This is a genomic window from Caballeronia calidae (genome assembly GCF_900044055.2).
Taxonomy (GTDB): domain Bacteria; phylum Pseudomonadota; class Gammaproteobacteria; order Burkholderiales; family Burkholderiaceae; genus Caballeronia; species Caballeronia calidae.
On record NZ_FCOX02000015.1, the window covers coordinates 81,221 to 94,743 of the forward strand.

Genomic DNA, 13,523 nt, shown 5'->3' on the forward strand with positions numbered 1-13,523 from the left:
GTCAGCGGGCCGCTTGCGTGGCATCGGGTCCGCGTCTCGTATGGATGAGCACCGTCGTGCCGAGGGTTGGCGTGCGCGCCGCCTGCAATTGCCCGGAAAACGACCTGATCTTCCAGTGCATCAGACGGTATATCGGCACGGGATGGCGGATCTTTATGCTTGGTGGATTAAAAAAGTGAGCGGCCGAGAGGCATGAAAGATTGAGTTGATTCTCGTCAGAATTGCCTTGAAGCGTGTCCCGCAATGAATTCGAAACACGACGAGCCTTGGAAGCGCCCGAGCGCGTGGTGGCGAACTCGTCCTCAGCATCGCGGCGATCCATGCGCGTGGGGTGCTGTGCCCGACTTTGTCTATAGCCCTAAAGTGCGACGACTCCGCGCAAACGATTACCGTTGCAGTCGCGCTACACGCGCCTGGAATCACAATCTGGTCATCTTTATCACGATGATCAGTATGCTAAGGTGTGAGCGGTTTTCGGCAAATAAGAAGAATAAGTCGATTACCCAGTACGGACGTGCCTAAGCGCGCACGACCGATTGCTGATAGGGCTCTAGGTACGCTATATCGCCCCACCGCACGGTGGGGTTTTTTTATAAGGCGTTTCGCCCTCGTTAGGCGGTCTTATTCGCTTAGGCCGCGTTCTTCATGCTAGCAATGTAATGAGCGACGGCACACTTTTCAAATCTTCGCCTGGTGCTTCGCGGCCCTTGCGCATGCAAGCCAACCGCAGCGAATTTCTCGGCGCGACCCTAAGAATCGCCCTTCACGCAATAAGCCGTCTTTCGCTTTTGATAAGACGTGGCCATCGCAATGAGGGCAACCGTGCGTGGGTCGTCGCCCCACGCAAGGCCCCGGCCGAGGCGCCGATGGATAAGCATCGTGTCAGGGCCATCTTTGCCGCGGCGGAGCTTGCCGCTGAGGCGACCGTCACGACCCAGTTTGGGCACTATGACGAGTTCGATCCGCAACATGGTGCCGCGTACGACAGGATTTTCTATAGCCTGCTGGCGAAGCGTTGTCCCGACGCGAACTTGGAAGATCTGTTGAAGATCCTGAATTCATAGGCGTCGATGCCTGTCTCGGGCTGTTCGCTGCATTGGCTATCGCCATGGCGTTGGACCTGTCGTGCCGCCGTCGCGGCGCGATGATTCGAAGCATTCCGCCGTTATGGACCAGAAGTCGGCGGAGAAGCTTATCAGGGCGCCTTTTTTCGATGCGTCGTCCGATCCAATCAGATTGAGCGCCAAGATATTCTCGTAAGAATTGCGCGACAGGAGCTTGAACATGACGCGGAATTCAGGCGCATCCTGCGTGCCCTTCGCCCGATCTCCATCCAGAAGTAAGCTCTGGAATCAGCCAGACAACCTCGTAGCTCCGGAAAGAGTAGAGCGCATCCGCAAAGGTTTGCTGACTAACATTCGGCCATCTTATTCGGCGATAAGATTCGGTCTGCGCGCGGATGTCGCACGACTGCTGCAGTCGTTATAAGCGTATGACCAGTCGCACAGCGTTTTGGCCGACGATTGTCGCTAATAGGCGTTCTGATCCCCGAGCGTGCGCAGGGCGGTATAGAAAACAATACGCATATCAAGGGCGAACGACCAGTTCATTATGTAATAGAGATCGTGCTCGACCCGACGTTGCATCTTCTCGACCCGGTCGGTCTCGCCTCGAAACCCATTCACCTGCGCCCATCCCGTGATTCCGGGTTTGATCCGATAGCGGTGAATATAGTTATTCACGATCTCCCGATATAGATCGTCGTGTTCAATGGCGTGCGGACGCGGACCCACCACCGACATCTCGCCACGCAAAACGTTAATGAATTGAGGTAACTCGTCCAGGCTCGTTCGACGGAGGAATGCCCCCACGCGCGTGACACGGGCATCACCGCGCACTGCTTGACGCACGCCTCCTGCACCGTTGCCATGTACTCGCATCGATCGGAACTTATAGATCTTGAAGGTCTGACCGTCAGCGCCCTTGCGGGTTTGAGTGAAAAGCACGGGACCCGGCGACGAGAGCTTGACTGCAATCGCAATGCAGGCAAGCAAAGGTGACAGGAAGATCAGGAGAAGAAACGCAAACAGCTTATCAAATATCTCTTTCTTCAATAGCGCGTGCGGGGCCAATGGCGAAGCCGCGAGGTTGATCGCCGGCGTTCCGATCAGATCAACCAATCCGCCATCGAAAAGTGCCATGCTCTGGACATCTGGAATCAGGCGAATATTGACGAGCTCGTGTCGAAACTCATTGACGAATCGCAAGATGGTCTTCTCTTCCGACAGCGGCAAGGCGAGCCAAAGCTCTTGAATCCCGCGCGCTCGAACTCGTCGAACGAAGTCCTGGAATTCCATGAAGACCTCGATGTCGCCGGTGCCGGGTCTGAACGTTGACTTTAGTGCCAGGACTGCGGCAGTACGAAATCCGGACCCAGGCGAGCTTGCAATCGTGGCGAGAACGCGCTGGCAATGCAAACCGTCACCCACAATCGCGACCTGACGCAGGCTCATTCCCTCGCGCCTCAACCGGCGTAGAACTGCATACATTGCAACCCGGAAGAAGATCAGCCCGCCTCCGGTGATGCCCGTCCAATACATCGCCCACAATCGCGAGACCGAACCGGTTCGATGCAGCATGAACACCAGAACGACACCCGCGATCTGCGTGACCAGCCACGCTAACGCAATGCGGGAGAAGAGGCGGTGTTTGGACCGGCCTCGCCACGATTGATAGCAACCGAATGAAGGGAAGAGGGCAAGCGAAACCGCTGCGACAAACACAGTCAGAGCCAATTCGAATTCAGGCAGTTGCGCCTCTTCGAACCGAATCCGGAAGGCGAGTGCAGCGCCTGCGATCACTATTCCCGTGTCGATGATGCGCAGTAGTAGCGCCGCCAGGCTGAAAGGCTCCTGACGCGGAGCGGCCGTCTTGATTGAATTCATTTACGTAGCGACACAACTGAAAGACCCTCGAGCTCATTCACTGAGGCGCTGTCGCTGTCTTCTCTGGCGTTTAAGTACTTCTGCGTGTCGACGAACTGCCCTCTTGCTTTCATGCCTTGTGTACTTTTAGTCATGGCAATGCTCGGAAACACAACTACGCGTCCAGCCTGTGCGAGACGAATCGAGTCTGAACGCGTAGTGATTAGCTGTAACAGTCAGTAATTCGGCGACGAACTTATCGAAATAAATAGACCCTCACAAGTTGCCAAACGTTTGTCAGTTTGATAAGCGTTGCGAAAAGACGACGAACGATCATTCGGCTTGGTAGATTCCGACGATCTTGTGTCGGATTCGGACGAATGGCGGACAAGCTGGCTGATTGAGACTATGATTCGCCACGAACAAAAACTGCCGAAGACAGTGGGCCAACATGGAAGGTTTTACCGATGGGCGCGGGGTATCTGAATTCAAGCGTGAGGTCGCAAAGCGTCCAGAAACGCAGCAGCGCGTGGCGATAGCTCTGTACGAGCACTTCTCTCTACTCGATGTCAGTGGGATAGCAGAGGTGTTCAATCTGGCGAACCGGTTGCATTCTTCGTCGGAACATGACTTCAGCATGTTCACCGTCAGCCTCTTGTCGACTCATGGCGGCGCCGTATCATCGACATCGGGCGTGCGCGTCTCTACGCATAGCTTCGATGCACGTTATGCATCTGGATTCGATGCGCTGTTTATTGCCGGCGGCGTCGGAGCGACTGTAGCGGCGCAAGATGAGAGCACTCTGTCCTGGGTAAGGGATCTCTCGCGTGAAACGCGCCTGCTGTATGCGTGTGGGGAAGGGCGTCTGGTCTTGAACGCTGCTGGCATTCCAGCCGACGACATCCACCGACCTGATCCTGACGTTGAGGATCGTGAATCAGCAGCATTCATTTCGGTCCAAGCCCGCCTTAGAGCAATCGACGAACCTCTGTCGGTTGCACTGTCGTTCGTACAGGCATCGAACCATCAAACCGCTCGCCGCGTCGCTGATCGTTTGATGGCTCGATCCGAGGAGCCTGCCGAGCGCGCGTCGAACGAGACCGCGCTCGAACCCGTCAGCGACGCCATTCGTCATGCGGTTCAACGCATGCGCCAGGATTGCGAAAAGGTCATCACAGTATCCGAACTGGCTAGAACCGCAGCGATGAGTGAACGCAATTTTCTCCGTCGCTTCAAGGAGGAAATGCAGATGACGCCGTCTGAGTTTTTAACGACGGTGCGCCTCGAGAAAGCCTGTCATTTGCTCACGCGGAGGGAATTGCCGGTGGGCACAGTTGCTCGACGTTCAGGTTTTGGAGCCGGCGATCGACTTGCCAAAATCTTTCGGCAGCGGTTTGCTATGTCCCCTACGGAGTACCGGCTGGCGAGTCGGCGTACGTCGGGAACAAGCTGAATCAACCGGTGCGTGTTTCTATCGTTTTGAATTGAAATATCGTGGCGATTGCAGATAGGAATCCTATTCAGCAAGTCGCGCGCAAGTTAAGTGAGTGGGAACGTGCCGCTTGGGAAGAGTTCTCACTTTGAGCCTACAAAGAGAAGACCTGTGTTCGACGTTTTAAAGATTTCCAGCGTGTGCATGTCGCGCTTTAGGCGTGCGTTATCCCTTTCGTTGGCGTGCTCCATCGTTGTATTGGAGACGGGTTGCGCTGTCGCGCCCGGCATGGAAATACCGTCCGCGATGAAACACGAGAGCGAATCCTTGTCGAGCGCACAACGCGCTAACGATGCTTCTGTTCCTATCACGGAAATAGATGCAAAAGTTGTGGCATTGCAAGCGAGTCGCACGGAAGCAGACATTCAACGGGTAGCCGTCGATTTGGCTGGACCTGTTACCGCATACAAGATCGGACCTGCGGATGTTCTTCAGGTTATCGTATGGGACCATCCGGAACTCGCTGCGGCGCAGGGATCGCAGCCGACCGCGGCACCGCGTCCTGCAGATCCTCCACAAGGCGTGGTGGTGGATGAGGACGGGTACATTCAGTTTCCTTATGTCGGGCGACTAAAGGTTTCGGGGCTGAGTACGGGTGAGATCCAGACGCGCCTCAGAGCCGCACTCGCCGAATACTTTCGCTCTCCGCAAGTCACGGTAAGAATCGCGTCGTTTCGTGCCCGAAGGGTGTTCGTCGACGGAGAGGTTCATGCGCCCGGCACGCAGCAACTCAATGACGTGCCGATGACCCTCATCGAAGCAATCGGGCGTGCCGGAGGCTTCACACCGAATGCCGACAAGGCGCGCCTGGTGCTCGCAAGAGGCGGCCGGACGTATGCCGTCGACATTCCCGCGCTGTTGGCGCATGGAGAAGATCCCGCGAGTCTGATGCTCAGGAGCGGCGATGTCCTCCGGGTCATGTCCCGAGAGGAAAGCGGCGCATACGTCATGGGTGAGGTAGTCAAGCCGACGACGGCGATACCCAAGCCGGACGGAGTTCTCACGCTGGCAGACGCACTCTCGCAAGCCGGGAGCCTTAATGCGGCGACGTCCAATCCGCGTCAGTTGTACGTCGTTCGCGGCGCGAAGGGCGCGCAACCGGAAGTCTTTCACCTCGATGCCCGTTCGCCTGTAGCCATGGTGATGGCGGGTAGATTCAAGCTGCAACCCGATGACGTTGTTTATGTCGATGCGACGGATCTCGTTCGCGTGAATCGCGTGCTGACGCTCTTGCTTCCGGCTATCAATGCAGCACTTACGGGCGCGGTGGTGACGAAGTGATTGGAGTACTCACACTGGCGGACGCACTATCGCAAGCTGGCAGCCTGAATGCAGCCACATCCAATCCGCGTCAGTTATATGTCGTTCGTGGCGCAACGGACTTACAACCCGAAATTCTTTACCTTGATGCACGTTCTCCTGTAGCCATGGTGATAGCAGGCCGATTTAAGCTTCACCCCGATGACGTTGTATATGTCGATGCGACCGATCTGGTTAGCGTGAATCGAGTGTTGACTCTTCTGCTTCCGGCGATTAATGCTGCACTGACTGGCGCGGTGGTGGCCAAGTGATCACTAGCGTACTGATCGTGTGCATTGGAAACATATGTCGTAGTCCGATGGCTGCCGGTCTCTTGAAGGACAGACTTCCGCAACTCAGAGTGAAATCGGCTGGCCTCGGTGCGTTGATCGGGCATCAGGCGGATCGTCTCGCTCAAGATTTGCTATCCGAAAGAGGGATCGACATCTGGGCACACCGCGCACAACCGCTTACTGAGGCACTTTGTGCGGATAGTGAGCTGATACTCGCAATGGATAAGTCTCAGAAATCTTCAATTGAGCAACGCTATCCCTTCACGCGGGGGAAAGTCTATCGGCTCGCGGAGTTCGACGGACTTGACATCTTTGATCCGTATCGTCAAGACCGCACTCGATTCGAGGCGTGCCTTGAGTTGATCGAGCGCGGGGTCGAGGCATGGTCCGCGCGCATAAAAGCACTGAATTGATCGGAACGTTCGAGGCTGGTGGATGAATCAGCTTCCTAGAAAAGAGAATTTAAAAATTGGACAACAGCAACATCGTCAAGCGTCCCGACATGAGGGACGTTCAGGATGGTTCAAATAGGCCCGCTAAGGAGCAAGACGACGATATCGATCTCGTGACTTTCCTGGACACGGTCATGGCGAGTAAGAAATTGATCGTCTGCGTAGTCGCGACCTTCTTTGTTTCTGCCTGCATCTACGCATTCCTTGCGACGCCGGTGTACCAAGCATCAATTCTGGTTCAAGTCGAGGACAACGTTGATTCATCCGCTAAGAGCTTGCTCGGCGACGTATCTTCGCTATTCAACGTTAAGTCGACCTCTGTCGGTGAAATCCAGATTCTTCAGTCCCGCATGATCATCGGTCAGGCTGCGGACAATCTCGCTCTTTATGTTGAGGCGAAGCCGCAGTACTTCCCAATAATTGGTGGATGGATCGCTCGTCATTCCGATGCGTTGCCTGCGTGGAATGTGCTTCCCGGTGGCGGATATGCGTGGGGGAAGGAGCGGATTTCGGTCGCAGTCTTTGATGTCCCAAAATACTTCGAGGGCGACAAATTCACAGTCGTGGCGCTTCAGAACGGCAGCTATCGTTTGGAAGGAAGCGATCTGACTTCACCGATCGAAGCCGAGGTTGGAAAGTTAAGCACGATCGCGATGCCTCGTGGAGATGTCCGGATCCTTGTCGATAAGATCGACGGCTCAGCGGGTACGCGCTTCTCGCTTAAGCGTTACGCTCGTCTAAAGACCATCTCAGATCTCCAGGACGCCGTGAAGGTCGTTGAACAGGGAAAGGATTCCAACGTCATCTCCGCGACGTGGGAGGACACAGACGCCGAACGCGTATCTCTGACCATGAATGAGATCGCTCGCCTGTATCTGAAACAAAATGTAGAGCGCAAGGCCGCCGAGGCTCAGAAGTCGCTCGATTTCCTAAACGGACAGATTCCCACATTTAGGAAGCAGTTGGAGACGGCAGAGCGGCGCTACAACGAAATGCGGACCAGGTCCGGATCAATCGATCTGGATGCGGAAGGGAGAATCATGCTCCAGCAGTCCACCGACATCGAAACCAAGATGCTGGACCTGACGCAACGTCGAATCGCACTCCTCGCGAACCTTTCGGAGCGACACCCCGAGGTTCTAGCTCTCAACGAACAGATCGGCGCGCTCAACGAACAAAGCGCGAAACTCAAGCACAAAGTCGCTCTGCTGCCGGACCGAGAGCAAGAGATTGTACGGTTGACGCGAGACGTTCAAGTTGACACGAATCTGTATACGGCCCTTCTGAGCAACGTACAGCAACTCGAGTTGCTTAAGGCAGGTAAGGTGGGGAACGTTCGCCTGCTCGATAGCGCGGTTGTGCCTGACGATCCGGTTAAGCCCAAAAAGGCGATCGTGATCCTGGCGTCTATCTTCGCAGGACTGTTTGTAGCTGTTGCGCTCGCGTTCCTTCGTCGTGTGTTGTATGACGGCGTGAGCGACGCGCATGAAATCGAAACTCACGCAGGCTTGCCTGTTTATGCTGTCGTTCCGTTCATGGACGGTGAGGACCAGTCGAAGCCCTCTCGTGGTGGAACGAAGCTCCTCCAAGCCGTTGCCAACCCGGAAGAACCCGCCATTGAGAGTCTTCGAAGCTTCAGAACCGCGTTGCAATTCGCGATGCTTGAATCGAACAATAATCTCGTTTTGTTGACCGGTTCGGCGCCGGGAGTGGGAAAGTCATTTATCTCGGCAAATCTCGCCGCGGTACTTGCATCAGGAGGAAAGCGCGTCTTGCTGATCGACTGCGATTTGCGAGCGGGCCGGCTTCATCAATACTTCGGAGGTTCTCGCGCCCCCGGTTTCTCTGATCTCATTGCAGGTAGGCTCGAAGCACAGCAGGTCATTAGAAAAGAGGTGGCGGGTGACTTCGATTTTGTTTCAACAGGAACGTTTCCACCGAATCCGGCGGAACTGCTGCTTTCTGAACGGCTGAAGACCGTGCTAGGTACGTTCTCTAAGCAATATGACATCGTGCTGATCGACTCGGCCCCTATTTTGGCTGTGGCCGACACCATCAACGTCGCATCTGTGGTTGGAACGACCTTCCTGGTCGCTCGCGCCGGGAAAACACGGGTTGGCGAACTCGTCGAGTGCAGAAAGCGGCTCGCTCAAAACGGTGTGCAAGTAAGAGGATCCATCTTGAATGGTATGCGCTCCCGAACCGGACGTTATGGTTATGGCGACAAATATGGGATGTATCGCTACACCACCTATAAATATGGGCCGAGAAACGGCGACTAAAGGAAGCAAGGATGTTAGGGCGATTGGTGAACATGTCGCTGAGGGGAGCAACGTTGAGCAGTCGCTTTGTTCTACTGTTCTTCCTCGCGCGATTTATGAAGCCCGAAGACGTGGGCGAGTACGGACTCGTATGCGCGACGATCGGATATGCGATGTTCGTCCTTGGGCTCGATTTCTATACCTATAGCACTCGCGAGCTGATTGCCAGCGAACGCGGGCGTTGGCCACGGCTGTTGAAGGATCAAGCGGCATTCTTGTTGGTGTGTTATGCGATGACGCTCCCGGCTATTCTCCTCGTGATCGAGTTAACAGGGGCAATCCCTTGGTCAGCCGTTGGGTGGTTTCTCGTGCTATTGATTCTGGAGCATCTTAGTCAGGAGTTCAATCGGTTGCTGATCGCCATGTCGCGCCCCCTCTTAGCGAGCGTTGTGCTCTTCGTGCGAAGCGGCGCGTGGTGCATTGTATTTCTGATCGCAATGATCGCCGTCCCGGAGGTGCGTACGCTAGGCTGGTTATTTGCCTCGTGGACCTGTGGAACAGCGGTGGCAGTCGGTATTGCGTTGTTCACGCTGGCTCGCCTCGACTGGCCGTCCGTCGGAAAGGGTGTGGACTGGCCATGGATCAGGCGCGGTTTGAAGGTGGCGCTCCCGCTACTCGTGGCCACCTTGGCGCTGCGCGTACTTTTCACCGCTGATCGATATCTCGAGCGCTTCGTCGCTGGCGACGAATTGCTTGGGGTATATACGTTCTACGTCGGAGTCGCGGGCGCACTAATGGGATTTCTCGATGCAGCCGTGTTTTCCTTCTTATCGCCGCGATTGATCGCAGTAGTGCGCAGAGGCGACATAGAAGATACGGCACGTGCTTTCAATCAGTTTCGGGACGCTACTGTCAGATGGCTGGTAGGACTTGCCACTCTTTGCGCGATCGCGATTGAACCAGTGCTCGCGCTCATCGGAAAGCCGATCTATATGGCCCATTTGCAGATGTTCTATTTGACGCTGGCGGGGTCATGCTTGTTTTGCCTGAGTATGGTGCCGCACTACGGACTCTACGCTCACAGAGAGGACGCCGCCATCATCGCAGTCAACTTTCTGGGCGGCGCAACGTTTCTTGCGGCGTTTTTCGTATTCGCTAGCGTGTTGCACGAGCTCGCGGTTCCGGTCGCATTAATCTGCGCGTTTGCGTTTGTTTGCGTTGGGAAGTTCGTTATGTATCGAAGGCTTTGCGCCGTTCGGCTAGCCGAAGCCTAGGTGCTCAACTCTCTCCATTAACCGCCGACGTTCTCTGTCGAAAGCGTGTTGAGTCATGGACACGGTCGGAACTAGTCTCCCAAAATACGTATTCATATGAATCTTTTGATCTGCTATACGCCTCTGCACGTGTTGATTGCGGAGCGGCTCGTCGCGCTTGGAGAACTTGGAGAATTCTATCTTCTATACATCTGCTTCAATGACTCCGATCGACACGATTTCTATTTCCGTAGGTTGGCGGAAAGTGCCACCTATGGCGGTGAGTTGTTGCGACTTCCTCACGACTGGCGCGATCCGTTCGTCATCGCGAGATGGCGCGTTAGGCAGATGCCGCTGAAGCCCCGCACGCTGTTCTGCGGAAATATTAAGCATGCGCATTCACGATGGGCGGCATACCTATTCGGAATCAAACAGTTCAAGACGTTTGACGACGGCAGCGGAAACATCGCCTCTTCCGGATATTTTTACGATATGAGCGAATCCGCGGCCGGAAAAACATTGTTTTCGACCCTGGCGCCACGTTATCTTTATCGCAACGTTATTCGGAAAATTGATGTTCACTTCTCCATCTATGAAGAGCCGAACGTCTACTCGAAATTCGCGAGGCAAACCAGGCGGATCCCTCTGCTCATCAATCAACGATTCTCCAGGGAGCCGGGCGAGGGGAAGGTGACGGTGTATGTAGGACACGCCCTGGTAGAGGATGCTTTAAAGAGTCGCGAGGAAGGCGAACGTCTCGACCGAGCCGTTTTCCGTAAGTACGGCGTGGACCATTTTCTACCTCACCCGCGGAGCGCGAACTTGTCGTTTTATGCTCCGCTACGCGACGTTGCCGAAACAACACCATTGGTCGCGGAAGAATTCGTTCTCGGATTGCTGGAGCAGTATGCGAATGTTCGGGTAATCGGCTTCAAAAGCAGCGCCTTGCTCAACCTCGCATTCGTTCCGGGCGTGGACGTTATCAATCTGAACGCCAACGACGCCGTCGAGCAAGCCAGCTCCTTGAGCATCGCTATGCAGGCAAGAAAAATAAGAACTGTGACCGAATCAGAGCTTCTATCGGACTATGAGAAGACGGACGCTTAACGCCATTTTGTTGGCTGGGGTGACGACCAGCATCGTCAATGTCGACGGCTTCCTTGCGCTGTCTCGCGGACTCACGGTTGCCGGTGAGTTTAATCCGCAGGTTGCGATGGTCGTCTTCACAATCGTCGCTACGATTTTCGCCTTCAGGGCACGTGCGCCGATTTGGCTGCTTGGTGTAATTGGATTCGCTTTGGTTCTGATGATGGTGCTGGCCGGAATCGCGGACAACGAACCTCAGAAAATGTTTCGGGATTTCATTTATTTAACACTACTTGCGCTCTCTTTTTTGATTTTTCGCCAGGACTTGAAGGGCCAGAAGATTGACGGAACCACGTTCGCCATGTATCTGGCGCTTTTCAGTTTGCTCGTCTTCCCAGTGCTAGGAGTGGCCGGCGGTCTCGAAGGATACGACGGAAGATTTCCGGGATTCTCCACGTCGCCACCCATCTTTGCGAATAGCGTGCTTCTTGCATATCTAATTGTTCGGAATGCAAGAGTTGGTGATCTTTGGACAGCCCTTTTTTGCGCTCTTTCTGTCGGCTGTATCGTTTTATCCGGAACTCGAAGCCCGTTAGCGACCCTTGCTGTCTATGAGATGTTGCTCTTGGTGTCGGGGCAAACAGTTTCGCGAGGCCGTACCGCATATTTCGTCATTCTCGCCCTCGGTGCAGCGGCGTTAGCTCTGGTTGCGGCAGATATATACGATTCTAGCGGATCGGGCGATGCGAGCACGTCGCGGATATTTGCGCAGAAAGGAGCGGATGGCGGTTCCCTCGAAACTCGTTCTGGATGGTATTTGACCATTCTCCTCGGATTGCGGAACAACTTTTTTTTGGGGGGATTTGGCGCGGGCGCGGCGGAGCGTTTGACCGGCTATATCACGCATTTTGACTTGCTTCGCTACTGGTACGACTATTCAATATTCTTCCTGCTGCTGTTTGTCTATCTCATCTACAAGGCGCACAGGTGCTCCGATGCTCCAAGCGATATGCATACCCGGTGGTACAGCTTACTTATTGGCCCATTCGTTATTTTGAATTCAACGCTTCTATCGATGCATAACATGTTTCAGGTACCGGGAATGATCCTGCTTTTCGCCGCATACTTGAACTGCTCGACGATGAGACACCGGGGGGCATGTGAAGCCAAATAAGGCTGCCGTGCACCTGAACGCGCTTAGAAGAAATAGTAGGAAGATTGCCGAGGGACCAAGCGACGTTCTGTCAGCGCGTTTGTGTACCTTCCTCAATCCCTATTCTTATTTTCTGCTACGGTCTCATGGGTCGGTTCTGGAGAAGTTTGACGTAATCGGAGTTGATGGTTTCTCACTTTGCGTGATATTGCGCTGGATGGGGGTATGTAATACGCCTAGATTGAGCTTCGATATGACGTCCATCGCAAGGGACGTGCTTCGTCACGCCGAAAGGAAGGGCAAAAGTGTCTTTCTCGTGGGCACGACTCGAGATCACCTCGATGTGGCTACAAAAAGCATTTTGGAAAGATTCCCGCAGCTTAAGTTTTGTGGCACACATCACGGCTACTTTAACCAGGAAGAGGAGCAGTCACTTATTGATTCAATTATCAAGACTCGTGCGGACATCGTGATTTGCGGTATGGGCGCCATAAAGCAGGAGCGATTTCTTGCGGCATTGGCGGGACGTGGTTGGGACGGGCAGGGATATTCGTGTGGAGGGTTCATTCATCAAATTGCGAAGGGCGGCCTTGAATACTACCCCTCCTGGATCAATCGATGGAATTTGCGGTGGCTGTTTCGAATTTTCGATGAACCTAGGCTTCTTAAACGATATTTTCTTTTATATCCAATCGCAATGCTGATATTAATGAAGGACGCTGCTGGCTTGCGAGTTAGTCGAAGGTCAGAGAATTCTTGACACATGAACCGGCGAAATTTCAATAAAGCGTTCATATCGGTCCTAACAGGGTTGAGCTTCTGCGAGACGGCGAAAGCTGCGTCTCGCATGCAGGATCATGTGGTTCTGGACTCGAGAGGACCGTTAGAAGCTGCAGATCTGCAGCGGGCATTTCATAACGCCGTATCGCGGGGTCAAAAGACTTTAACGGTCTCAAATGACGTCACCCTGTGGGAATCGCTTGCTCTTCCGTCCGGAATTGAACTGATCTTCCTCGGTACCGTTTACAACCGCTGTCGTGACGTCGCCTTGTTACTGGAAGGCGTAACTCGTACGCGAGTTCGGTTCACGAGGCTCGTTGGAGACGGAATGAATGATCGACAGTCCGGAATTGCGGTGCGTAATAGCAGCGATTGCGAAATTGAGGGCGTTTCTATATCGGCAACGCGAAACAAGGGCGTCGAAATCTCGTGCTCCGGAGAAAACACGTCACAGAGAAACGCTGTTTCGATAGGGTACGTTAGCGGATCCGTTGGTCCTGATGGCGCGGGAATCTCCATCTTCGGACGGT

At 54.4% G+C, this 13,523-nt stretch carries 13 protein-coding genes; 10 read left to right on the top strand and 3 right to left on the bottom strand.

What is annotated here, in order from left to right; genetic code table 11:
- Position 1: 1 nt before the first annotated feature.
- Complete coding sequence (locus AWB78_RS46520) at positions 2-322, bottom strand: hypothetical protein (RefSeq protein WP_157697520.1); 321 nt, start codon at positions 320-322, stop codon at positions 2-4.
- A 391-nt stretch (positions 323-713) separates the two neighbouring features.
- Here AWB78_RS46520 and AWB78_RS16000 point away from each other — a divergent pair, with 391 nt between their 5' ends.
- Positions 714-1,064, top strand: coding sequence for a hypothetical protein (locus AWB78_RS16000; protein WP_062605867.1), 351 nt, complete (start codon positions 714-716; stop codon positions 1,062-1,064).
- Between the two features lie 36 nt (positions 1,065-1,100).
- Here AWB78_RS16000 and AWB78_RS16005 read toward each other — a convergent pair whose 3' ends face one another.
- Both AWB78_RS16005 and AWB78_RS16010 read right to left on the bottom strand, forming a co-directional pair.
- Positions 1,101-1,286 carry a hypothetical protein gene (locus AWB78_RS16005; RefSeq protein ID WP_062605869.1) on the bottom strand — a complete coding sequence of 62 codons (186 nt, stop codon included), beginning with the start codon at positions 1,284-1,286 and terminating at the stop codon, positions 1,101-1,103.
- A 243-nt stretch (positions 1,287-1,529) separates the two neighbouring features.
- A complete protein-coding gene (locus AWB78_RS16010; RefSeq protein ID WP_062605871.1) occupies positions 1,530-2,945 on the bottom strand; it encodes an undecaprenyl-phosphate glucose phosphotransferase in 1,416 nt (471 codons plus the stop codon).
- A gap of 430 nt (positions 2,946-3,375) precedes the next feature.
- Between AWB78_RS16010 and AWB78_RS16015 the strand changes: the two genes are divergently transcribed.
- From AWB78_RS16015 to AWB78_RS16050, 9 genes are all read left to right on the top strand, one after another.
- On the top strand, positions 3,376-4,377 hold the full coding sequence (locus tag AWB78_RS16015; protein ID WP_062605874.1) for a GlxA family transcriptional regulator: 1,002 nt from the start codon (positions 3,376-3,378) through the stop codon (positions 4,375-4,377).
- Positions 4,378-4,644: 267 nt separating this feature from the next.
- Positions 4,645-5,697 (top strand): polysaccharide biosynthesis/export family protein, encoded by a 1,053-nt coding sequence (locus AWB78_RS16020; RefSeq protein WP_232477717.1) that lies wholly within the window; start codon positions 4,645-4,647, stop codon positions 5,695-5,697.
- Complete coding sequence (locus AWB78_RS46525) at positions 5,694-5,987, top strand: polysaccharide biosynthesis/export family protein (protein ID WP_157697524.1); 294 nt, start codon at positions 5,694-5,696, stop codon at positions 5,985-5,987. The genes AWB78_RS16020 and AWB78_RS46525 overlap by 4 nt, the downstream gene beginning before the upstream one ends.
- Positions 5,984-6,421 carry a low molecular weight protein-tyrosine-phosphatase gene (locus tag AWB78_RS16025; RefSeq protein ID WP_074173453.1) on the top strand — a complete coding sequence of 146 codons (438 nt, stop codon included), beginning with the start codon at positions 5,984-5,986 and terminating at the stop codon, positions 6,419-6,421. The genes AWB78_RS46525 and AWB78_RS16025 overlap by 4 nt, the downstream gene beginning before the upstream one ends.
- A gap of 56 nt (positions 6,422-6,477) precedes the next feature.
- Positions 6,478-8,742, top strand: a complete 2,265-nt coding sequence (locus AWB78_RS16030) for a polysaccharide biosynthesis tyrosine autokinase (protein WP_232477719.1) — start codon at positions 6,478-6,480, stop codon at positions 8,740-8,742.
- A 32-nt stretch (positions 8,743-8,774) separates the two neighbouring features.
- The gene (locus tag AWB78_RS16035) at positions 8,775-9,995 is read left to right on the top strand and encodes a lipopolysaccharide biosynthesis protein (protein ID WP_269768936.1); all 1,221 of its coding nucleotides are present in this window, start codon (positions 8,775-8,777) and stop codon (positions 9,993-9,995) included.
- A gap of 96 nt (positions 9,996-10,091) precedes the next feature.
- Positions 10,092-11,081 (top strand): glycosyltransferase family 52, encoded by a 990-nt coding sequence (locus AWB78_RS16040; RefSeq protein WP_062605878.1) that lies wholly within the window; start codon positions 10,092-10,094, stop codon positions 11,079-11,081.
- Between the two features lie 19 nt (positions 11,082-11,100).
- A complete protein-coding gene (locus AWB78_RS16045) occupies positions 11,101-12,234 on the top strand; it encodes a hypothetical protein (RefSeq protein ID WP_198399280.1) in 1,134 nt (377 codons plus the stop codon).
- Between the two features lie 7 nt (positions 12,235-12,241).
- Positions 12,242-12,973 carry a WecB/TagA/CpsF family glycosyltransferase gene (locus AWB78_RS16050; RefSeq protein ID WP_269768937.1) on the top strand — a complete coding sequence of 244 codons (732 nt, stop codon included), beginning with the start codon at positions 12,242-12,244 and terminating at the stop codon, positions 12,971-12,973.
- The last annotated feature ends 550 nt before the right edge of the window (positions 12,974-13,523 follow it).

Bases quoted from the DNA above. Each gene is read 5' to 3' on its own strand.
- AWB78_RS16040 (WP_062605878.1), top strand. From the start codon at position 10,092: ATGAATCTTTTGATCTGCTATACGCCTCTGCACGTGTTGATTGCGGAG.
- AWB78_RS16020 (WP_232477717.1), top strand. From the start codon at position 4,645: ATGGAAATACCGTCCGCGATGAAACACGAGAGCGAATCCTTGTCGAGC.
- AWB78_RS16005 (WP_062605869.1), bottom strand. From the start codon at position 1,286: ATGTTCAAGCTCCTGTCGCGCAATTCTTACGAGAATATCTTGGCGCTC.
- AWB78_RS16010 (WP_062605871.1), bottom strand. From the start codon at position 2,945: ATGAATTCAATCAAGACGGCCGCTCCGCGTCAGGAGCCTTTCAGCCTG.
- AWB78_RS16035 (WP_269768936.1), top strand. From the start codon at position 8,775: ATGTCGCTGAGGGGAGCAACGTTGAGCAGTCGCTTTGTTCTACTGTTC.
- AWB78_RS46520 (WP_157697520.1), bottom strand. From the start codon at position 322: ATGGATCGCCGCGATGCTGAGGACGAGTTCGCCACCACGCGCTCGGGC.
- AWB78_RS16015 (WP_062605874.1), top strand. From the start codon at position 3,376: ATGGAAGGTTTTACCGATGGGCGCGGGGTATCTGAATTCAAGCGTGAG.
- AWB78_RS16000 (WP_062605867.1), top strand. From the start codon at position 714: ATGCAAGCCAACCGCAGCGAATTTCTCGGCGCGACCCTAAGAATCGCC.